Source organism: Wolbachia endosymbiont of Laodelphax striatellus (assembly GCF_007115015.1).
Taxonomy (GTDB): domain Bacteria; phylum Pseudomonadota; class Alphaproteobacteria; order Rickettsiales; family Anaplasmataceae; genus Wolbachia.
Window position 1 is genome coordinate 1,437,029 of sequence record NZ_MUIX01000001.1, and the last position, 20,295, is coordinate 1,457,323.

Below are 20,295 nucleotides of genomic sequence, written 5' to 3' on the forward strand. Positions count from 1 at the left end.
TTCTTTCTTGTTTAAGTGTTTGTGATACTTAGTTAAATTATTGATTTTATTATTTAAATATATCATAATTAAAGTAATTTTGAATAGGAGAGTTTTATATGCCAAATTATGAAGAGTTAAATGAAACACAACAAGGATTATATGATAAGTTAAGGGATGAAATAAAAAAAGGAAAAGATGGTAATATTACTCCTATTCTTGAAGAAATTAAAACAGAAGGGGTATTAAAAGAAGTTCTTACTACTGCGAATATAAAGATCGATCTTTCAAATGGTAAAAATCATACTCTAACACCTCTTGCCTATGCTATGGGTTTTAGTAACCAGAAAGTTATTAAAAATATTTTAGATGTAATTAAAGATAAAGCGATATTAGAAGCAGTACTTACTACTGCAAATATAAGTTTGAAGTTCAAAAACGGTGCGGAACATGATATAACACTGCTTGCCCATGCTACAATTCTTTATAATCAGGAAGTTATTAAAAATATTCTAGATGTAGCTGAAAAGAATAATATGTTAGAAAAAGTTTTCGCTAGTATAAAAAAAGATCATCTTAACAAAACCAAGAATATTTTAGAAATACTAAAAAATCAAGAGCAAGATGAAGAGCAAAAAGCTAAAATTGATGGTTGGCTAAAAATACTTGCAAAGAGCATATCTAGTTGTGAAAGTAAAGATGATACTAACAAAATTAAATGGAAAGAGGAAGTTAACGAGATATTCCACAATCAAGAGCAAGAGGATTGGCAAGTAACCCTTAAAAGGATCATGCCTAATCACAAAAATAAAGATATTTATAATGATGTACTTAAGGAAATTTTAGACTCATCATCAAAAGATCCACAGCACATTGCTGATAGGCTAACAGTACTTAAAAAGATCATGTCTGGTTGTGAAAGTCAGAAACAATCTTCAGTAGCTGAAAGCAGCGTACCTCAAACTGAAGGAAATATAACTGATGAAAGTAGTACATCTGAAATAAGTATTATGCCCGATTGTGAAAGTAATGAACAGTCTTCAATGGCTGAAAGCATCGTTCCTAAAACTGAAGGAAATATAACTGATGAAAGTAGTACATCTGAAATAGAGAGTAGTAAACAAAAAGACAAAGTAAAAACTACTAATAAACCAATAATAATTGGCTGTGTTTATGGTGCTATAGCTGCATTGGCAACTGGTGGTGGATGTTTTGCTGCTGGTGTTGCATTACCGATATTGGCTTTAATTGGTATAGCTATAGCTGCTGCTCTAGTAACAGGACTTGTTGCTGGTGGTATTACATATGTAATTTCAAAGCCTAGTGAGAATCTAGATATAGTTAATGTAGGACAAGGAGTTGTTGATACAGGGGTAAATATAACAGAGTAGTTAAGTGAAAGGAAGAAGTCTATTCTTCCTTTTCTCAAAGTTTTTTTTGTTGATCATATATTCACAGAATTAAGTTCGATAGGTTGCTGTGTAAAAGATTGGGAAGTAGTTTTGTTAGTATTGAAAATTATAGCTCTTTTCCTAATAGTCGGAACATGATAGAACAGGTAAAGTAGTGAGGAGATGTGAATGCCAGCAGCATATAGTTATGATTTAAGGAAAAAAGCATTGGATGTAGGAGAAAGTAGAGCATTTGTAGCCAAGAGGTTCAAAGTTAACATTCTATGAATGGCAAAAAGGTGCAAGAAAATAGGCGATTTTAAATCAAAATGTAGATCCAATAGAGCGTGATTGATATCTTGCTAGTAATAGTGTAACAGCTTTTATTAAGATATTTTTTTACCATACGACAGCAATAACAAATGAGTTTACTGAAGTTATTACTGAAAGAGTTGTTAGACCAAATATTGCGGAAAATTCTCAAAAAAGCAGGAGTGCGTGAGTTTAAATCACAGCTGCATGAGCATTGTTACTTAATAGCAATCTCCATCAACAAGCTACTTGCATGAAACTGTCATATGATGAAACTAGATTCCACATTCATGCACTTAAATAAGGATGACAGCAGACACTAGAATGACGAAATCGTTATTCTGCTACGCATTATCGCCGTATAACTATAGCTATATATGAACTAAAAAAGTAATATTCACTAGATCTTAATATTTTAGATCTATATTTCAATAAAATATTACAATTAGTATGAATGATCCATTTAAAAGTGAGGATTATAAAAAAAAATCTCGATTCTCTGATCAAAGCTATAAAGCTAGGGAATTCAGAGAAACAATATGGTAAAACAGTAACAGATTTATCTCATGCTTTAGAGGGTTTTACAGATAAGGCAGAAGATGTAGCTAAACTTGTTATACGTGATGACTTGAATAATTGTGTAAAGAAGGCAAATAAAAAGCCATTAATTCTTGGGATATTCAATAGAATATTAGGAAGAGATGTTTCGATTAGGAATATAAGTAATTTTATAAAAGATAAATTGCCTCCTTCAACTGCTAGAACAGTAATCGAATATACAGATGTTATTCAAAAAATTTCAGATTTAGAGCGAATAGAAAGAAGTCAAGATAAATATAGGTCATATGGAGTAAATTTAGAAAATAGACAGCAAAAGAAAAATCTCTTATATTAGCGAGAAGATTCAGGTTATGGAGGTTCATTAAACGAGGATCCTGAGTATGAAGAAATATCAAATTATCAAGAGGAAAAGAGCAAATCTTTAACAAAAGATTTGCGTAATCTACAATCAATTAAAGAGGAGCCGATTTATGCAACAATTCCTAAAGAACATATAGAAGCAAAAAGAGAAAATAGGAAGAAACAACAACTTCAATCTCTTGCACCACCAAGAGTACCACCAGTACCAGAGAAAATGTTTACTATCAATCAAAAAATTAGACAAGAACCGAAAAAAGATAAACCTGCAGTACCACCAAAGCCTAAAGATTTAGGCGAAAAAGTAAGCACAGAGCAAAAAATAGTAGTGGGAAAATCAGCTGAGAGTAACCCTACACTACCACTAAAATCTGAAAATCAAGATGGTAAAGAATCAGCAAAAAAAGCTGATGGACCAAAAGTACTAGTAGTTGCTATGAAAAAAGAAGTGACTCGCGAGAGTAGTAAAGTAAAGGCATTAAAAGAAAGATTTGAGCGAAATCAAGTAAAGAACGTGTTGCCTACTGAAAACAAAACTGCTTCAGTAACACAAACGGATATCAGTGTGAAGAGAAAACAATCTCGTTCATTTCCAGTAGGGAATAAAAAATCTTCGATCAACCATCTTGCCAGCAAAAATTTACCTTCCACGAATGTAAGTGTAAAAGAAATGGTTAAAAAATTTGAAGGGAGAAAAGGTGAAAGATAGTAATATTTGGGTATTTCCCTACTCATGAAAATTAGCTCTTATCATAAAATTTTCACAGCCATAAGAGGAAGTTTTTATAAGATTGGGGCTAAAGAAAACTTGCATGTAAATGTATCAAGGTATAAAATTATAAATATTAAGAATGAATAGGTTAGTTATGAATCTTGTAACAAAATCCGCTATCGATTTTACTGCTTCGGCTGTTCTTGCTAGTGGAAAAATAGTTGATGATTTCTGTTTAAGTAAACATATAAAGGATAAGTATGCTGTCCTTTTTTTCTATCCACTTGATTTTACTTTTGTCTGTCCAACTGAGTTGATATCATTTAGCAACAAAATAGAAGATTTTTCAAAACGTGGTGTTGAAGTTATAGGGGTAAGTGTAGATTCAAAATACTCACATTTTAAATGGCGAAACACTCCAGTTAATGATGGTGGTATTGGAGAGGTTAGCTACACTTTAGTGTCTGATATCAAAAAGTCTATATCAAGAGACTATGGGGTCTTATATGATGACTCAATTGCACTAAGAGCAACTTTTGTTATTGATGATAAGTTTGTTGTGCGTCATCAATCGATAAATGATTTACCTTTAGGACGTAATATCGATGAGTTTATTAGAATTATTGATGCAATAAAACATAATGAAGAGCATGGTGAAGTATGTCCAGCAGGGTGGAAAAAAGGCAAGCCTGCGATGCAGGCAAGCGATGAAGGAGTGGCTGATTATCTAAACTCACACAGTGCAGAATTATAAATTGAGTACAAAAGTTCTTATTATTGGATCTGGAGTAGCGGGTTATGCTGCTGCTATATATGCAGCACGTGCAAATTTAGAGCCAATTGTAGTAACAGGAATGCAACCTGGTGGTCAGCTTACAATTACTACGGATGTTGAAAACTATCCAGGTTTTATTTCTATACAAGGTCCAGAACTCATGGAACAAAAGAGGTTGCATGCAGAGAAGGTGGGGGCAAGGATAATAGATGACGAAATAAAAAGCGTTGAACAACTTGAGGATTCTAATGAATATAGATTTAGATCTTGTGGTAATGCTAGTGACTACTATTCGAATGCAATTATAATCGCAGCTGGTGCGCAAGCGAAGTGGCTCGGCCTGGAGAGTGAAAAGGAATTTCAAGGTTACGGAGTTTCGGCATGCGCAACTTGTGATGGTGCATTTTTTAGAAATAAAGTTGTAGCTGTGATTGGTGGTGGAAATACTGCCGTTGAAGAGGCAATGTTTTTAACTCGATTTGCTAAAGAAGTTACACTGATACATAGGCGTGATAAATTAAGAGCAGAGAAAGTAATGCAAGACAGGCTCTTTAAAAATGATAAGATAAAGGTAATATGGAATCATACCGTAGAGCAGATTCTTGGAGAGGAAAATCCTAAAAAAGTTACTGGCATTACAATTAAATCGACAGAAACCAAAAAAATCCAGGAATTGAAAGTGGATGGTGTTTTCATTGCAATTGGGCATGCACCAAATACAGGTATTTTAAAGGGCTTTGTTGAAATGGATCAGCAAGGTTATATAATTACGAAACCTGGAACAACTCTAACCAGTAGGGCAGGGGTGTTTGCTGCTGGTGATGTTCAAGATAAGGTATATCGCCAGGCAGTAGTTGCAGCAGGTACAGGGTGCATGGCTGCACTTGATACAGAAAAGTTTTTGGAATCATAATTAGTTCTAAAATTTTTAACTAAATTACTTGCAAATTTCTTTGTTTTTTTTTTATAATTATGTTAATAAATTATAGATTGAGGAGAATTTAGTATGCTTTCGAGAAGTAATGTAGGTTTTAGAAGAAGTGTTGTTAATGATACAGGATTACGAGCTCAAAATCAAACAACTTCAGGACAATCAACAAAAAAATTATTTAAAGCTATTGAATTTCAAGGCGCTGATAATGAAAGTATAACACCTGAAGAAGTTTTGAATCATTTTCAACAAGCATTGCAAGAAGGTGAGAATATTAATGAGTTTGATGAAGGAGGCTTTACACCTTTGATGTCTATTGCTAATTCCTATGTTGCCAGCGGTTATGGACAGGCTGCGTTAGAGAAAATGGCTAAATTGCTTATACAAAAAAGAAGTATCAATATAAATGTTCAAAGCAAGCAACCTATTTATGAGGAAAGGCAAAAGAAAGACAGCCGAGGTTATATGGTTTTTCAATACCTTGGAGAAGAAATAGTATGTGATGATTCTCTTGATTCCAAACGCTTTGTACTAACAAGAAATAGCTGGAGATCAATAAATGCTAAGAAATTCAAGTACATTGACAGTAATAAAATAGTAACGGAAGATGATGATGATAATCAACCTATATGGTTTACTACTGATTGTGTGGTAGGACCTCGTGATGAAAATCCTGGTTTCAAGATTTTGACGGAGTACTATGATGGGGTGAAGGAGCAAATAAAAACATCCGAGATACAAAAAAATACTGCCTTACATATTGCTTGCCAGATTGGAGCTATAGATATAGTGAAAATATTGCTCACACACCCAGATGTAAAAACTGATATTAGAAATTATAAAAATGAAGTCCCTAAAAATTGTATTACAAGAGGATTTAAGGACACAATAGAATTAGAATTTAAAAAAGCACAAACAGGAAAAGAATTATTAAATGCTCTTTCTAACAGAAATATTGACCAAGCAAAAAGACTATTAAATCAAGAACTTAACCCTAATTGTTGGAAAAGAAATTCAAATGAAGAAATAGAAACACCCCTGAGCTTAATTATAAAATCATGTTTACAAGGAATAACACAAGATAACAAAGAAGTATTGACTAAACTTTTAAAACATGAGGAGCTAGATTTTAGTCAAATAAAACCAATATCAGCTATAGAGCAAAATTCAAGATTGAAGGGAATCATTGAACAAGCTATGAAAGAGCGATTAATTGATGATATTAAAGATTTGGATGATGTGAAAAAATTAGTAGAAGATAGCTGCTTCATAAATCGTGCAATTGTCACTTCTGTGTTGAAGAATGTTAATAAATCTATACATTATCTAAATGAAAAGTTCCCTGCAACTGTGGAACAGCCTTCAGCAAATGCACATAATGTTGCTCAGGAAATAAACGATGAGTCTATTGCTCAAGAATTGCAGCGACTTGAAAATCTGAAAGGTGAGCTTGAAAGAACAAAGGCTCGACTTGCAGAAAAAGAGCAAGAGTTGAATAGGACCGTAGATGAAAGAACAAGAGACACTAACAAAATTTCACAGTTAGAAAGGGAGTTGAGACAAGTAAGGCAGGATAATCAGGAAAGAATTCGCACTTTCACTAATCAAGTAACTCGACTTACTACAGAAAAAAGTCAATTTGAAGGCCTTAGAGGCGAGCTTGAAAGAACAAAAACTCAACTTAGAAAAAAAGAGCAAGAGCTGAATAAGGCTGTAAGTGAAGGAACAAGAGACAATAAAAATATTTTACAATTAGAAAGGGATTTTATACAAGAGAGATTAGAACTTCAAGCTCAAAATCAAGACTTAAAGAACAAAAACAGAAAACTTTCAGAAGCAAGCATTTATAATAGAAGGCAAAGTAACTATGCCTCTGCCTCTTTTGTGTTATCTGGAGCGTTTGCTGTTGGTGCATGTTTAACAATATCGAATTTAGAAATATGTATTTTACTTGCTGTAGCTGCATTTGTCTTCTTTATAATTGGAAGCTGCTGTTCATATAGAGCAAATACAGTACTGAGTGATGTGATAAGCACTCAGTTTGATAATACTATCGGTTTAGGATGAAGTTAAGGAAACTCTGCTGAAAATTTTTATATATATTGAAAACGTCTTAGTTGAGTGTGAACCTGAGTGGTTTCAAGACTTAAATAGTTGTTGTAAACTTGCTTTTGTTATCTTTTAGTTTAAGAAATTAAAAATTTAACGATGAGAATTATAATTACAGACCAAAGTAAAAAGTAGGCTTTTCCATTTGATCTATTTTTCACTTGTAATTTTTTGTCAGCTATTAGGTTTAATTTTTCTATAAGGCTAAATATTCCCTGAATTGCTTTTATGGGATAAGAGCTTTTAATTTTTTCCCTATACCCTATTTTACTTTCATGTTGATTGTTTATCCATGTTTCAACTACTTTCCACATATTGATTTCTGGATAGACTTTCCTACATGTTCCTTCTAATAAAATCATAGTTTTCTGCAGCAATAACAATTGTGTTTGAACTTTCATATCAAAATCACCAGTTATTTTTAATAGCTGAGTAAGTAATCGAGCAAATGAAATCTTCTGTATAGGCTGTCCAACAATGGGTTCACCTATTGCTCTGCAAGCTGTAACAAAATTTCTATGCTGTGATGGAACATAACCGGCTCTAAAGTGCATTTTTGCAACGTGATCATAATCCCTATTTAAAAAGCCTTTGAGTATCTCTATAACGTAATAGCATGTCTCACGATCTATTCTACCCATGATTCCACAATCCAGGGCAATAATATTGTTATTACTATCGATCATTAAATTTCCAGGATGCATATCAGCATGAAAAAAACAATCCCTATATACCTGATTACAAAAAGATTCTATAAGATTGATAGCTATTTGCTTGCGGTTATTCAGCTTTTCAACTTCGTATATTGGTATAGCTTCCATCCATTCTAATGTTAAAACCTTTTTTGAAGTTCTACTCCAATCTATTTCAGGTACGTAGAAACCTCTGTCATGTTTAGTATTTTCCTTCAGTTCCGAAGAGTGGGCAGCCTCAAAACGTAGATCTAACTCTAATCGGCAAATTTCAGCAAAAGTTTTGACTAATTCAACTGGCTTCAGCCTTTTTGATTGTTCACTAAATTTTTCTGCAATTTCTGCAAGCCAAGAAAGCATTTTTATATCCCTTGAGAATGTTTTCTCAATATTTGGCCTCAAAACCTTTACAGCAACTTCCTTACCCTCAATTGTAACTGCTCTATGCACCTGAGAAATTGATGCTGCTGCAATTGGCTTTTCAGAAAAACTTGAAAAAATGTCGCTTAATTTACAATTAAACTCACTTTCTATAGTTTTAACTGCTATTTTATACGAAAATGATGGCAATCTATCACATATCAATAGCAAGCTATTTGTTATGTCCTCATTTAAAATATCAGTGCGTGATGAAATGGATTGCCCAAATTTAATGAACACCGGACCTAATCTTTCAAGAGCACGCTTTAGTTTATGACCTTGTATTTTATTTATTGATTTTTTTGATGGTGGAAGTAAATAAGGTAACACATTGTAGCGTGTTAGCACTGTAGTTATTTGCAGAAGACGTAGAATATTTTGAATCATTTCGCTGCGTAACTGCCAAATATTTCATTTATCTCCATAATTTCATCAGGTTTACCTTGATAGTAGATAGTATTATTTATGCAAATTATGTAATCTGAGGATGGTAGAGCAGAGTTAAGGTCATGAGAAGTCATGAGAATCGACACTGATCGTTCTTTTGCGATTTTATTTATAATATCATAAAATTTGGCTCGTGCGTTAATATCCATTGCACTGACTGGCTCATCTAAAATGATCAAATCAGATTCTGAAATTAAACAGCGTGCAAGCAGCAGTAATTGTGTTTGTCCTGCAGAGATTTCTAATACTTGATTTTTTAGGATGTTACCGATACCAACCAATTCTATTGCTTCTGTAACAATGGGTTGATTTTTCTTCAATTTCTTCGAGGAGCTATTGAAAAGGAAAGACTCAACTGTTATTGGCATCAAATTACCAATACTAAAATTTTGTGGCATATAGCTAATTTTTATATTGTCAGCGAATACAATACTGCCAATAAAACCTTTATTTATACCAGCAACTGCTTTCACTAAAGAGGTTTTACCTCCGCCATTTGGACCAAGTATTGTAACTATATCTCCTCTTTGTACTGATATGTTGATATTATCAAGAACTTTTTTATTACCGTATGAAAGAGTAAGGTTTTCTATTTTTAGAATGCAGTTATTGACACTACTTAATTTTTTGGCAAAAATTGACTTCTTCTCAACATTTATATGAGACATTTACTGTTTTTTTTTCTATTACTTTCATTTACATTATACTACAATAGTGCCTTTTCATCCAATTTAAAAATTGTAGCTACAATCAAACCTATACACTCACTTGTAGCTTCTGTTACAGATGGAATTTCAAAGCCAGAACTACTAATGTACGAAGTAGTGTCTGAACATAACTACATGCTCAGGCCCTCAGACGCAAGTAAATTAGAATCTAGTAATATTATATTTTATATCGATGATTCTTTGGAAACATTCATTAAAACTTTCGCTAAAGAAAATAAGAAGTTAATACCGCTATCAAGTGCAATCGATCTACTTCCTGCTCGACCGCATTCATTTTCTAGTCACATTCAAGATGAAAAAGATTTGCATATTTGGCTGAGTCCTGAAAATGCAAAAAGTATGATACTTTTTATCAGTGCAACATTATCTAATATAGATAAAGAAAATGCCTATCGATACAATACTAACGCAGAGGAGACTATAAGAAAGATAGACCAAGAAGTAGAAAAAATTACGAAAGAATTGGATGAGTTAAAAAATCAAAAATACATAGTTACTCACGATGCTTATCAATATTTCGAAAAATATTTTGATTTAAGTTACCCAAGCGCCATTCTTTCTATAGAAGAGGATTCTTACATAGGTATGAAGAGTTTAATGAAATTAAAAAAGGTAATGAAAGAGGAAAACGTTAAATGTATTGTTTCTCATTCACGAGAGGATAGCATAAAGCCTAATGTCTTTTCTAGTGACGTAAAAATGGTGATTCTTGATCCTATTGGATCAGATGTAGAGCCTGGAAAGGATGCATATCTAGATATAATCAGCAGCATTGCACAAAATTTCAAGTCTTGTTTCACTGAGTAATGAGTTCTTTTATCTATTCAGATAGCATTGCAAACTTAGTGCTTTCTATTCCAATCACAACTATACCGACATTATATACCAGAAGTATATCATTCCAGCCTGGGATTCAGTTAAGTTGGTAAGCATAAAAATATTATGTTAAAGCACAACGTTCTTGATGAGATTAGGGCAAGCCAATGTCAGCTACTTGAATGACACTAATCCTTGCTCTACTGGATCTATATTTTTTCCTGGATCCCAGTGCCAAGGCACCGGGATGACAACGTCTGCTTGATTTTTTATCTAATAATGTGTGATATTGCAGGTTTCAGAGCGTTTTCTGTGTTTTTTACTTTAGGTTATTGAATATTCAATAACCTTTATTAATTTCAGTTTCTCTTGCCTTAATATTGTTTAGCTCTATCGTTATAGTGTAACTTGGTTATAAATTGTATATAACAATAAACTTACTTTAATTTTTCTTCTTTAAATAATACGTGTCTTCTGACTACTGGATCATACTTCCTAAACTCGAGCTTCTTGGGAAGGCTCTTAGGATTACGTTTTTTTACATAAAAACAGCCTGTTAGTTTCTCTTCTCCAGTTTTTGTTGTTTTAGTTGCAGTGCTAACTAGCTTGACAAGCAAAGAAGCATTTTTTTTCGCCATAGTTGTTAGTGACATAATAAACTCTATGCAAGTTTATTACGCAAAACACTGAAAGTCAACCCAATAATGCAGATCGCAAAATTCTTGACAATCAATAATATATTAAGTAGTATAAGAACATTTCAGAATGAAAAGTAGACGGTAAATAAGTGGCGAATGATGGCAAAAGGTTATTATTGGTAGAAAGTACTACCTGTTCTAACGAGGTAAGGGTTGCCCTACTAGTTAATGGTAGGGTTGTAGAGTTTGAACAAGAATTCAAGGAAAAAAGACAATTAAGAGGTAATATATACGTTGCTTATGTAAAGCGTATAGAGCCTGCTTTGCAGGCCGTGTTCATTGAGTATGGAAAAAATAAGCAAGGTTTTTTGTCTTTTTCTGAGATATCTCTAAATTACTTTAATATTCCAGAAAAAGAGAAGGAAATTTTCCCTGATGAAGACTATTCGAGCGGTGTGGACTGTTCAAATGATAATTGCACAGAAGAAGGCCTAGATTCTACAGCTAGTAATGAATCCAGCAGTGGTTTTGTGAGGGGGGTACCTTTACATAGAAAATATAAGTTACAAGATGTGATTTCAGTAAATCAAAAGTTATTAGTTCAATTAACTAAAGAAGAACGAGGAAATAAAGGAGCTTCATTTACAACATACGTAACTTTGGTCGGTAGATACTGTGTTTTCATGCCCAATTCCATAAGTAGGGGTGGAGTATCTCGCAGAATTGAAGATACCAACGTTAGAAAACAGTTAAAGGATATATTAAATTCAATAAATTTACCAAAAGGCTCAGGTTTAATAGTAAGAACTGTTGGTGCAGGAAAAAGTAAGAAAGAAATTGAGCAAGATTACAATAATTTGACCTTATTATGGCAAAATATCCAGCAAAACTTCTCTTCTTTAAATGTTCCATCATTAATTTACAACGAAGCAGATGTAGTTATGAGATCTGTACGTGACTTTTGTAGTAATGATACAGAAATTATAGTATCTGATAGAGAAGTTTGTGAAGCGGTAAGAAAATACACTAAAAATGTGTTACAAGGAAAATTGCGTCCTAGATTATATAGAGGTTCTGTTCCAATCTTTACTTACTATCGAGTCGAAGATCAAATTTCTGAATTATATAGTAATAGAGTAGAATTGCCATCTGGTGGGTCTTTGGTGATAACCTTAACTGAGGCATTTGTTTCAATAGACGTAAATTCAGGGAAAATGACAGGAGAAGATAACATAGAAGAAACAGCTTATAGAACTAATATGGAGGCATTATCTGAAATATCAAGGCAAGCGAATCTCAGGGGCTTATCAGGGTTAATAGTTGTTGATTTTATTGACATGTTGAAACTTGAGTATTGCAAAAATGTTGAATTTGCTATCAAGCAGGCGTTTAAAGATGATAAAGCTAAAGTTCAATTTAGCTTTATCAATGACTTTGGTTTAATGGTCTTTTCAAGACAAAGAATTAAACCAAATGTACAGGAAATTAATACTACAGAGTGCTTACGCTGTAAAGGTATTGGAAGAGTGAAATCAAACGAAGTGGTTGTTGCATCGATACTAAGGGATTTGCAACATATTGCTAATAAAAATCAAAATAAGTCCTTTGATTTAATAGCACGCAGTGCAGTTATAGCGCACATTTTTAATAATAAGCGTGATATGGTTTCTACAATCGAAAAAGAGTTCAATATTACATTAAATGTTAGTATTGATAATAGTTTAGATGCAGATACATTTATTTTAAAGCAAGGAGACCATATTAATTTTAATGCTTATAAGCCATTGCAGAATTCTGGATGTCAAATTGTGAATAGCAGGGATAAAGAAGCTGGTAAACTACCGGGCAACTTTTGGTTAACTAAATGGCTTTCGCGCCTTTTGGGCTCTAACAACTAAACGGGACTTGTAATTAACGAGTTTTATACTTATATATTTTACATCAGATAATATTTAAAAGGGAGTATTCATTATGGGAAGAGCAATAGGTATAGATCTTGGAACAACAAATTCTTGTGTTGCAATAATGCAAGGCAAGGATACAAAAGTAATTGAGAATAAAGAAGGAGCAAGAACTACTCCATCTATAGTTGCATTTACTTCATCTGGAGAAAGGTTGATTGGCGCTCCAGCAAAAAGGCAAGCAACTACCAATGCAAATAATACTTTTTTTGCAACTAAGAGATTGATAGGTCGCCAATATAGCGATCCTGAAATGAAGAATCTAGGTGTACCGTATAAGGTATTTGCAGCAAAAAATGGTGATGCATGGGTTAAAACAACTGATAGTAAAGAATACTCTCCTAGTCAAATTGGTGCATTTATACTACAAAACCTGAAAGAAGCAGCTGAGGCTTATCTTGGGGAAGAAGTAAAGGATGCTGTGATAACAGTGCCGGCGTACTTCAATGATTCTCAACGTCAAGCAACAAAAGATGCAGGAAAAATTGCTGGATTAAATGTCCTCAGAATAATTAACGAACCAACTGCTGCAGCACTTGCTTATGGTCTTGATAAAAAGCACGGACACACAATAGTAGTGTATGATCTTGGTGGTGGTACATTTGATGTTTCAGTTCTTGAAATAGGTGACGGAGTTTTTGAAGTAAAGGCTACAAATGGTGATACTCACCTTGGAGGGGAAGACTTCGATAATGCAGTAGTAAATTATTTACTGGGTGAATTCAAGAAAAGTAATGGCATTGATTTGAAAAACGATCCAATGGCTATGCAAAGAATCAAAGAAGCTGCAGAAAAAGCAAAGGTAGAATTGTCAAGTGCAATGGAAACAGAAATAAATCTACCGTTTGTTACAGCTGATGCAAGTGGTCCAAAACACTTAAATATGAAGCTAACAAGAGCAAAGCTTGAAAGTTTAGTGAATGATTTAATTGAAAGGACTATAATTCCTTGCAAAAAAGCTCTTGAAGATGCTGGTTTGTCTGCTAGTCAAATTGGTGAAGTAGTTCTTGTTGGTGGCATGACTCGTATGCCAAAAGTCATAGAGAAAGTTAAAGAATTCTTTGGCAAAGATCCACATAGAGGAGTTAACCCTGATGAAGTTGTAGCAATTGGGGCTGCAATACAAGCAGGAATTATTCAAGGTGATGTAAGAGATGTGTTACTACTTGACGTAACTCCACTTTCTCTTGGTATTGAAACTCTAGGTGGAGTATTCACTCCACTTATTGAACGTAATACTACTATTCCCACAAAAAAATCTCAGGTGTTTTCAACTGCAGAAGATAACCAAACAGCCGTTACAATTAAGGTACATCAAGGTGAAAGAAAATTGGCGATTGATAATAAACTGCTTGGTCAGTTTAGTTTGGAAGGGATACCTCCTGCTCCGCGCGGAAGGCCACAAATTGAAGTGACATTTGATATAGATGCAAATGGAATAGCACACGTTTCTGCAAAAGATAAAGCTACTGGAAAAGAGCAAAAAATACGCATTCAATCTTCAGGTGGTTTATCTGATGATGAAATAAATCGCATGGTAAAAGAAGCTGAAGAAAAAGCGCAAGAAGATGAAAAGCGTAAAAAGTTTATTGAAGTGAAGAATCAAGCGGATAGCTTAGTCCATTCTACAGAAAAGTCTCTGACAGAGTATGGTGATAAAGTTTCACCAGAAGATAGATCTGCTATTGAAAATGCAGTTAACGAATTAAAAGAAGTTAGTAAGTCTGATAATATTGATGATGCTGATTCAATACAACAGAAGGTTACTAATCTTTCTCAACTTTCTATGAAGCTTGGAGAAGCTATGTATCAAGCATCTCAGCAAAACAGTGCTGAAAATGGCTTTTCATCAGAAGGAAATCCAAATGATAAGGAAGAAAAAGTAGTAGATTCTGATTATCAAGACATAGATAATAAAGAAGAGAATAAGTAATTCGATTGTCATCCCAGTGCCCAGATACTGTGGGATGACAAGAGGAGCGTATTGTTGCTTAAAGGAACTATTGTGGATATTATTAAGACAATAGAAGAAAAATTACGCGATTCAATAGGTGTAATTGATATTAATATTATCGATGAATCAGCAAAGCATGCAGATCATTATTTTGCTTCTTCTTCAACACTACCTTCACATATCAAATTAGTATTAATATCTAACGACTTTTCTGGAATGAGTTCTTTAAAGAGGCATAAATTGATCTATGAATTATTAAAGAGTGAAATAGAACGAGTACATGCGATTTCTCTTCACTTATATACGCACAGTGAATATAATTTAAAAAATAAATAGTAGAAACGTGAGAGAAGAGTCTTTATTAGTTAAAGCAGGAAGAAAATTTAATGATTATAAAGGATCGATGAACCCACCAGTTTATCATTCTTCTACCATATTATTTTCTACTTACAAGGATTACTTAAGTGCAGCGAATGGGGAGAGTATATATGATGTGATCAATGATGGTGTTGCAAGGGATTACAGCTATAGTAATGTTGGTACGCCTACTGTTCATTATTTTTCAAATGCGCTGGCTGAAATTGAGGGTAGGGGACAAGCACTCATCTACCCTTCTGGATTATTTGCACTTACTTTTGCTATTTTGACTTTCACTAAAGCAGGTTCGCATGTTCTGATACAAGATAATAGTTATTATAGGCTAAAGAGATTTGCCGAAAATGAACTACCAAAAAGAGGAGTAGAAGTAACTTTTTATGATCCGACACGGGATATAACTGATTTAGTTCAGAGTAACACTTCACTCATCATGATTGAGACTCCTGGTTCTATAACGTTTGAGATTTCGAATGTAGAGCATATAGTAAAAGTTGCTAAAGAACGTGGAATTGTAACCGTTTGTGACAATTCATGGGCCACTCCTTTGTTGTTTAAGCCGCTTGATTATGGAATTGATATTGCACTATATGCGGTGACAAAGTATCTAGCCGGTCACTCAGATTTAGTGATGGGAGCTATGGTTGCTGAAGGTAAAATTTTTAAATTGCTTTATGAGAGCTATAAAAATTACGGAGTAACCATTCAATCGCACGACTGTTACCTTGCACATAGGGGACTTAGAACACTGCAAACACGCATGAGGAAACATCAAAGTACAGCAATGCAAGTGGCAAAGTGGCTGGAAAAACATTCAAAAATCAAAAAAGTCTTATACCCGGCACTTTTTTCCTATTCTCAGCATGATTTATGGAAAAGTTATTTCAAAGGGGCAAGTAGCGTATTTAGTATAGTACTCGATAGAGAATATTCATGTGAGGAACTAAGCTGCATGGTTGATCACATGAAAGTTTTCGGCATTGGTGCTTCTTGGGGAGGATGTGACAGTTTGATATTACCAATAGACCATAGGTCTATGTCAAGATCTGTAATGAATTCAGATTATGGTGGAAGTTTTGTGCGAATATTTTGCGGACTAGAAGATCCTGAAGATTTGATTTGTGACTTGAATACTGCATTAATAAGGCTGCCATGTTCAAGTGTTAAAGATGATTGTGAGACTGAAAGAGCTACTGCATAACATTGTAAATGCTGACTTTGATATTGAAATCAAAGGCGTCACATGTAATCCTAAGAGAGTTAAAGAAGGTTACCTTTTTGTTTGTGTGTCAGAAAGGGATAGGATTTACATAGATCAGATATTATCTTGTGGAGCTAAAGCGATAATTGTAAGTGATTGCATAACAAATGATGTCATTCCAGTGCGTGACACTGGAATCTATATCTTCCACTCGAATCCTCAAGAAATATACAGTGAAATAGTCAGCAGGTTCTATCAATTCAAACAACCTAAATATGTTGCTGCTGTAACTGGTACAAATGGTAAAACTTCAGTGGTGGAATTTTGTCGCCAGATTTGGCAAGATAATGCAGCGTCTATAGGAACACTGGGAACATGTGTCAATAATAATAGAAAAGATAATAGCCTTACAACTCCAAGTGCAGATGATCTTTATTCCACATTGCGTGATATAAATGATAAGAACGTAGAGCACTTAGCATTAGAGGCTTCAAGCCATGGAATTGATCAATATAGAATCTATGGACTCAAGTTCACTGCTGCAGCTTTTACTAATTTCTCTCAAGATCATTTGGACTATCACAAAAGTATCGATGAGTATTTTGAGGCTAAGAAAAGGTTATTTTATGAGGTATTGCCAAAAGAAAAAACAGCGATTTTAAATGCAGATATAGGCGAATATGGAGAGTTGCTCAACATAGCTGAAAAGCGTGGCAACAAAGTTATAACCTATGGAAAAAAAAACTCTGACATTACTTTATTAAAGCAGATACCCACTGCCAATGGTCAATACCTGACAATTCAAATCGGTGATGAAATTTATAACGCATTTTTTCCAATTTTTGGGCAATTTCAAGCATATAATTTGTTGTGTGCAATCGGTATAGTTATTTCATCTGGTATGGACTATCAAAGAATGTGTATAGATAAACTCGCTTCTCCACCTGGAAGAATGGAAAAAGTGAACACTTTTGCATTTGTCGATTACGCTCATACTCCAAGTGCACTCAAACAAGCTCTGTTGTCTTTAAAATGGCACTTCAATAAAAAGATAGTTCTAGTGTTCGGTTGTGGCGGGAATCGTGATCAAACAAAACGTGCAGAGATGGGTAAAATAGCACAAATGCTTGCAGGTAAAGTTATAGTTACAGATGACAATTCGCGTGATGAAGATCCGGGGAAAATTCGTCACGATATTTTGCTACATTGCCCTGATGCACTGGAGATAGGAGATAGAAAAGAAGCTATAGAGAGAGGTATAAGCATAGCTCATGATGAAAATATGATTCTGCTAGTTGCAGGAAAAGGACATGAAAGATTCCAAATAATAGAAGGCCAAGCCCTTGAATTTAGTGATGTTGAAGTTATTAGAGAGGGCTAAAAATTTGCTACTGCTGTTTTGCTCTCTCCTTCATTCAACGCCTGAATGGCTTTTTTCCTTAAGTCATAACTGTACGCTGCTGGCATTTTTACCTTCTTGTTACACTATCTTATCTCGTTCCTACTATTATGAGAACAAGGATATGAAAGTGGAGATTGTGATTACAAGATTAGTGAGAGAATATAGAAAAATTGAGGATGAAATGTTGTGTGATATAGTTCATTTAGTGATAAAGGCTCTTACAGGTATAGTAGCGCTTCATAAGTGAGAATATTTTTACAAAGAATTTGATAATCACAATTTAGGCAATGATGAAAGTTCTTTAAGAAAAAAGTTTAATACTATCAAGAAAAGCTTGCATAGGCATAGAAATATAATAATTAAAATATCTCAAGTTCTGTCAATTTGTTTGCACAATCAATCACTTCAGAACTTGGAAATTGGTTTTTAAACCAAGTGTACTGGCGTTTTGCGTAATGTCTTGTATTGATTTGAGCAATCTGTATTGCCTTGTCTAAAGTAATTTCACCTTGTAAGTATTTTATAATTTCTGGCACTCCGTGTGCTTTCATAGCTGGTAAGTGTGGAGATAAGTTCATGCTCAGCAGATCTTTTACTTCATTAATTGCTCCATTTTCAATCATTTTGATAAAGCGGGAGTCTATTTTTTGGTATACATTTTCACGCTCAGGTAGAATTGTATATACCTTAAAATTATTGAATAGAGGAGGCTGCCTATTTTCTTGCCATACAAAAATCGACTTGCCAGTTTCAGTGATAATCTCAAGTGCTCTTGAGAGGCGATGTGAGTCATTAATAAATATTTTACCTTGAATCCTTGGATCTTTGCTTAGCACTAATTTGTAGAATTCCTCTTTACTTAAATTTTTCCTGAGTTCATTTACGTTTTCTCTCACTTCCTGGCTTATTTGTGGAATCGATGATAATCCCTTGATTAAGCTGCTAATGTAAAGCCCACTTCCTCCAGTGATGATGGGTATTCGTGAATTTTTCAGCGCGTTGTTAACTTCCCTCTTTAAATCCTCTAGCCATAAACCTACGGAATAATTTTCTCTTGCTGAAACATAACCGTATAGCCTATAAAATTCTTTCTGCTTTGGTGGTTGAGCAGTAATTACGGGAATCTCTTTGTATACCTGCTTTGAGTCACAGTTTATTATGCTAATGTTTTTATGCTTTTTTATCAAGTTATCGCATAATTCTGATTTACCTGAGGCTGTAATTCCTGTAATAATTACTATATTATCTTGCATTTATATTAATTTAACTAACCTATGATAGGGTGTAGTAAAAATTTGGATTCTACAATCTAAAATTTGGAGACTTTTATGGCAGAAAATGATAACGATAACTCATTTACTAAGCGTTTTACAAATAGGACTTCTAATGAGACAAGAGGAGGTTTTTCCAGTAAGTATTCATCTCAAAATACCAAAGAACATGCACTAGGAGCAAAAGGAAAAATTTCTGAATTGGCAAACAAAAAAGCTGAAGCCAAGGAAGCTTTTTCTGAAAGTGGCGGCATAAAGAGTAAAAGCAGAACTATCAATGAAAGATCCTTTGCTGATGCAACAAGAAGAAGTAGATCAGATCTCATATATCTAGTTCGTGGTAAAGATCGAGGAAGATCAGCTTGGCACTATGTATTAGTTGATAAAGATAAAAGAGAAATGTTTCTGGCAAAAAGTAGAACTGGCTCTATAGATGTTGCAGATTATGGAGAGATTTTATATTCAGGATGGGGAGATGATCCACCACAGACGATAGTCGATAAAGTTAATGAAGAGTTCGGGTTGTAGCGGATTTGTTGTAAAAACGAGCAGTTGCTGATAAAATTGACTGTAAGTATGTAACACTGGCCATTTCGGTATTTTGATTGCTATCATATAGCGAGATAATCAGGTCTATTGTAGACATAAGTTTTAGCTATATGGTATTTGAAGTAATAAATGCAATAAAAAATAATTTGTTAGCATGCTTTCCAACAGAGACAGTATATGCTCTTTCTTGTAATGCGCTAGGTAACGAATCTATAGAAAAAATATATCGAATAAAAAAGCGTTCTCAAAACAAGCCGCTTTCTGTATTTGTTAGTAATATTGATAGTTTGATAAATATAGCAAAGGTAAAGGAAGAGTATATCTATTTAATAAACTATTTTTCTCCTGGACCAATGACCTATATTTTACCACTTCAAGATAACAGTATATTACCAAATGAGTTCTTTAAAGATAGTATAGGCATAAGAATTCCTGATCATCCTATTGCGATTTCAATATTAAATGAACTGAAAACTCCAGTAGTTGCAACCAGTATTAACATTTCAGGAGAAAAAAGTGTATGCAAAGCAAGAGATATACCTCAGTCTATTAAGCAACACTTATCTGCAGTAATTGAAGATAATGAATTAGTTTCTGGTATAGAATCTACTATTATTGACTTAACTGGAGATAAGATTAAGGTTTTAAGGAAAGGCAAAATTTCATTACAAACAATAAATAACGCATTTTTAAACTAAGATCTATAGGGGAAAG

Annotated in this window: 19 protein-coding genes and 1 pseudogene; 16 read left to right on the plus strand and 4 right to left on the minus strand. The window is 33.8% G+C overall.

All coding sequences use genetic code 11. The features are described from left to right. Positions 1-98 precede the first annotated feature (98 nt). The 7 genes and pseudogenes from BVG17_RS06985 to BVG17_RS07010 all read left to right on the plus strand — a co-directional run bounded on the left by BVG17_RS06985 (position 99) and on the right by BVG17_RS07010 (position 7,085). Positions 99-1,370 (plus strand): magnesium transporter, encoded by a 1,272-nt coding sequence (locus tag BVG17_RS06985; RefSeq protein ID WP_143688885.1) that lies wholly within the window; start codon positions 99-101, stop codon positions 1,368-1,370. A gap of 189 nt (positions 1,371-1,559) precedes the next feature. Further along, a pseudogene (locus BVG17_RS10395) lies at positions 1,560-1,712 on the plus strand (IS630-like element ISWpi11 family transposase); the annotation flags it as partial. A gap of 424 nt (positions 1,713-2,136) precedes the next feature. Further along, positions 2,137-2,577: a hypothetical protein gene (locus BVG17_RS09735; RefSeq protein ID WP_241654196.1), complete on the plus strand. Its 441-nt coding sequence runs from the start codon at positions 2,137-2,139 to the stop codon at positions 2,575-2,577. Between the two features lie 99 nt (positions 2,578-2,676). After that, entirely contained in the window at positions 2,677-3,309 is a 633-nt protein-coding gene (locus BVG17_RS09740) for a hypothetical protein (RefSeq protein ID WP_241654197.1), read from the plus strand. A 157-nt stretch (positions 3,310-3,466) separates the two neighbouring features. Beyond that, positions 3,467-4,066, plus strand: coding sequence for a peroxiredoxin (locus BVG17_RS06995; RefSeq protein WP_063631116.1), 600 nt, complete (start codon positions 3,467-3,469; stop codon positions 4,064-4,066). Beyond that, positions 4,053-5,000, plus strand: a complete 948-nt coding sequence (trxB, locus tag BVG17_RS07000) for a thioredoxin-disulfide reductase (RefSeq protein WP_063631100.1) — start codon at positions 4,053-4,055, stop codon at positions 4,998-5,000. Before BVG17_RS06995 ends, trxB begins: the two co-directional genes overlap by 14 nt. 93 nt (positions 5,001-5,093) lie before the next feature. After that, the gene (locus BVG17_RS07010) at positions 5,094-7,085 is read left to right on the plus strand and encodes a TomO hydrophobic C-terminal domain-containing protein (RefSeq protein WP_241654198.1); all 1,992 of its coding nucleotides are present in this window, start codon (positions 5,094-5,096) and stop codon (positions 7,083-7,085) included. Between the two features lie 119 nt (positions 7,086-7,204). Here BVG17_RS07010 and ubiB read toward each other — a convergent pair whose 3' ends face one another. Both ubiB and BVG17_RS07020 read right to left on the minus strand, forming a co-directional pair. Beyond that, on the minus strand, positions 7,205-8,626 hold the full coding sequence (gene ubiB, locus BVG17_RS07015) for a 2-polyprenylphenol 6-hydroxylase (RefSeq protein ID WP_063631101.1): 1,422 nt from the start codon (positions 8,624-8,626) through the stop codon (positions 7,205-7,207). Beyond that, positions 8,623-9,354: a metal ABC transporter ATP-binding protein gene (locus tag BVG17_RS07020; protein ID WP_006013415.1), complete on the minus strand. Its 732-nt coding sequence runs from the start codon at positions 9,352-9,354 to the stop codon at positions 8,623-8,625. The genes ubiB and BVG17_RS07020 overlap by 4 nt, the downstream gene beginning before the upstream one ends. Here BVG17_RS07020 and BVG17_RS07025 point away from each other — a divergent pair. Continuing rightward, entirely contained in the window at positions 9,346-10,221 is an 876-nt protein-coding gene (locus tag BVG17_RS07025; protein ID WP_063631102.1) for a zinc ABC transporter substrate-binding protein, read from the plus strand. The two genes, BVG17_RS07020 and BVG17_RS07025, sit on opposite strands and share 9 nt — an antisense overlap. Positions 10,222-10,667: 446 nt before the next feature. On the opposite strand, the gene rpmG is transcribed toward BVG17_RS07025, so the two are convergent. Continuing rightward, a complete protein-coding gene (rpmG, locus tag BVG17_RS07030; RefSeq protein WP_017532614.1) occupies positions 10,668-10,868 on the minus strand; it encodes a 50S ribosomal protein L33 in 201 nt (66 codons plus the stop codon). Positions 10,869-11,017: 149 nt separating this feature from the next. Between rpmG and BVG17_RS07035 the strand changes: the two genes are divergently transcribed. From BVG17_RS07035 to BVG17_RS10025, 6 genes are all read left to right on the plus strand, one after another. Beyond that, positions 11,018-12,766: an Rne/Rng family ribonuclease gene (locus tag BVG17_RS07035; RefSeq protein ID WP_063631103.1), complete on the plus strand. Its 1,749-nt coding sequence runs from the start codon at positions 11,018-11,020 to the stop codon at positions 12,764-12,766. 73 nt (positions 12,767-12,839) lie between these two features. Next, the gene (dnaK, locus tag BVG17_RS07040; protein WP_063631104.1) at positions 12,840-14,762 is read left to right on the plus strand and encodes a molecular chaperone DnaK; all 1,923 of its coding nucleotides are present in this window, start codon (positions 12,840-12,842) and stop codon (positions 14,760-14,762) included. Positions 14,763-14,834: 72 nt separating this feature from the next. After that, complete coding sequence (locus BVG17_RS07045) at positions 14,835-15,119, plus strand: BolA family protein (protein ID WP_063631117.1); 285 nt, start codon at positions 14,835-14,837, stop codon at positions 15,117-15,119. Positions 15,120-15,126: 7 nt separating this feature from the next. After that, a complete protein-coding gene (gene metC, locus BVG17_RS07050; RefSeq protein WP_063631105.1) occupies positions 15,127-16,359 on the plus strand; it encodes a cystathionine beta-lyase in 1,233 nt (410 codons plus the stop codon). Continuing rightward, entirely contained in the window at positions 16,328-17,740 is a 1,413-nt protein-coding gene (locus BVG17_RS07055) for a UDP-N-acetylmuramoyl-L-alanyl-D-glutamate--2,6-diaminopimelate ligase (RefSeq protein ID WP_063631106.1), read from the plus strand. Before metC ends, BVG17_RS07055 begins: the two co-directional genes overlap by 32 nt. A 142-nt stretch (positions 17,741-17,882) precedes the next feature. Beyond that, positions 17,883-18,008 carry a hypothetical protein gene (locus BVG17_RS10025; protein WP_255359866.1) on the plus strand — a complete coding sequence of 42 codons (126 nt, stop codon included), beginning with the start codon at positions 17,883-17,885 and terminating at the stop codon, positions 18,006-18,008. A 112-nt stretch (positions 18,009-18,120) separates the two neighbouring features. Here BVG17_RS10025 and miaA read toward each other — a convergent pair whose 3' ends face one another. After that, complete coding sequence (gene miaA, locus BVG17_RS07060; protein WP_063631107.1) at positions 18,121-19,014, minus strand: tRNA (adenosine(37)-N6)-dimethylallyltransferase MiaA; 894 nt, start codon at positions 19,012-19,014, stop codon at positions 18,121-18,123. Between the two features lie 75 nt (positions 19,015-19,089). On the opposite strand from miaA, the gene BVG17_RS07065 reads away from it, so the two are divergent. Together BVG17_RS07065 and BVG17_RS07070 are read left to right on the plus strand one after the other, a co-directional pair. Further along, the gene (locus BVG17_RS07065; RefSeq protein WP_063631108.1) at positions 19,090-19,560 is read left to right on the plus strand and encodes a hypothetical protein; all 471 of its coding nucleotides are present in this window, start codon (positions 19,090-19,092) and stop codon (positions 19,558-19,560) included. A gap of 131 nt (positions 19,561-19,691) precedes the next feature. Next, a complete protein-coding gene (locus tag BVG17_RS07070) occupies positions 19,692-20,279 on the plus strand; it encodes an L-threonylcarbamoyladenylate synthase (RefSeq protein WP_063631109.1) in 588 nt (195 codons plus the stop codon). The last annotated feature ends 16 nt before the right edge of the window (positions 20,280-20,295 follow it).

Coding starts and splice junctions, on each gene's coding strand:
- BVG17_RS06985 (WP_143688885.1), top strand. CDS start 99: ATGCCAAATTATGAAGAGTTAAATGAAACACAACAAGGATTATATGAT.
- BVG17_RS09735 (WP_241654196.1), top strand. CDS start 2,137: ATGATCCATTTAAAAGTGAGGATTATAAAAAAAAATCTCGATTCTCTG.
- BVG17_RS06995 (WP_063631116.1), top strand. CDS start 3,467: ATGAATCTTGTAACAAAATCCGCTATCGATTTTACTGCTTCGGCTGTT.
- BVG17_RS07010 (WP_241654198.1), top strand. CDS start 5,094: ATGCTTTCGAGAAGTAATGTAGGTTTTAGAAGAAGTGTTGTTAATGAT.
- ubiB (WP_063631101.1), bottom strand. CDS start 8,626: ATGATTCAAAATATTCTACGTCTTCTGCAAATAACTACAGTGCTAACA.
- BVG17_RS07025 (WP_063631102.1), top strand. CDS start 9,346: ATGAGACATTTACTGTTTTTTTTTCTATTACTTTCATTTACATTATAC.
- BVG17_RS07020 (WP_006013415.1), bottom strand. CDS start 9,354: ATGTCTCATATAAATGTTGAGAAGAAGTCAATTTTTGCCAAAAAATTA.
- rpmG (WP_017532614.1), bottom strand. CDS start 10,868: ATGGCGAAAAAAAATGCTTCTTTGCTTGTCAAGCTAGTTAGCACTGCA.
- dnaK (WP_063631104.1), top strand. CDS start 12,840: ATGGGAAGAGCAATAGGTATAGATCTTGGAACAACAAATTCTTGTGTT.
- BVG17_RS07055 (WP_063631106.1), top strand. CDS start 16,328: ATGATTGTGAGACTGAAAGAGCTACTGCATAACATTGTAAATGCTGAC.
- BVG17_RS10025 (WP_255359866.1), top strand. CDS start 17,883: ATGAAAGTGGAGATTGTGATTACAAGATTAGTGAGAGAATATAGAAAA.
- miaA (WP_063631107.1), bottom strand. CDS start 19,014: ATGCAAGATAATATAGTAATTATTACAGGAATTACAGCCTCAGGTAAA.
- BVG17_RS07065 (WP_063631108.1), top strand. CDS start 19,090: ATGGCAGAAAATGATAACGATAACTCATTTACTAAGCGTTTTACAAAT.
- BVG17_RS07070 (WP_063631109.1), top strand. CDS start 19,692: ATGGTATTTGAAGTAATAAATGCAATAAAAAATAATTTGTTAGCATGC.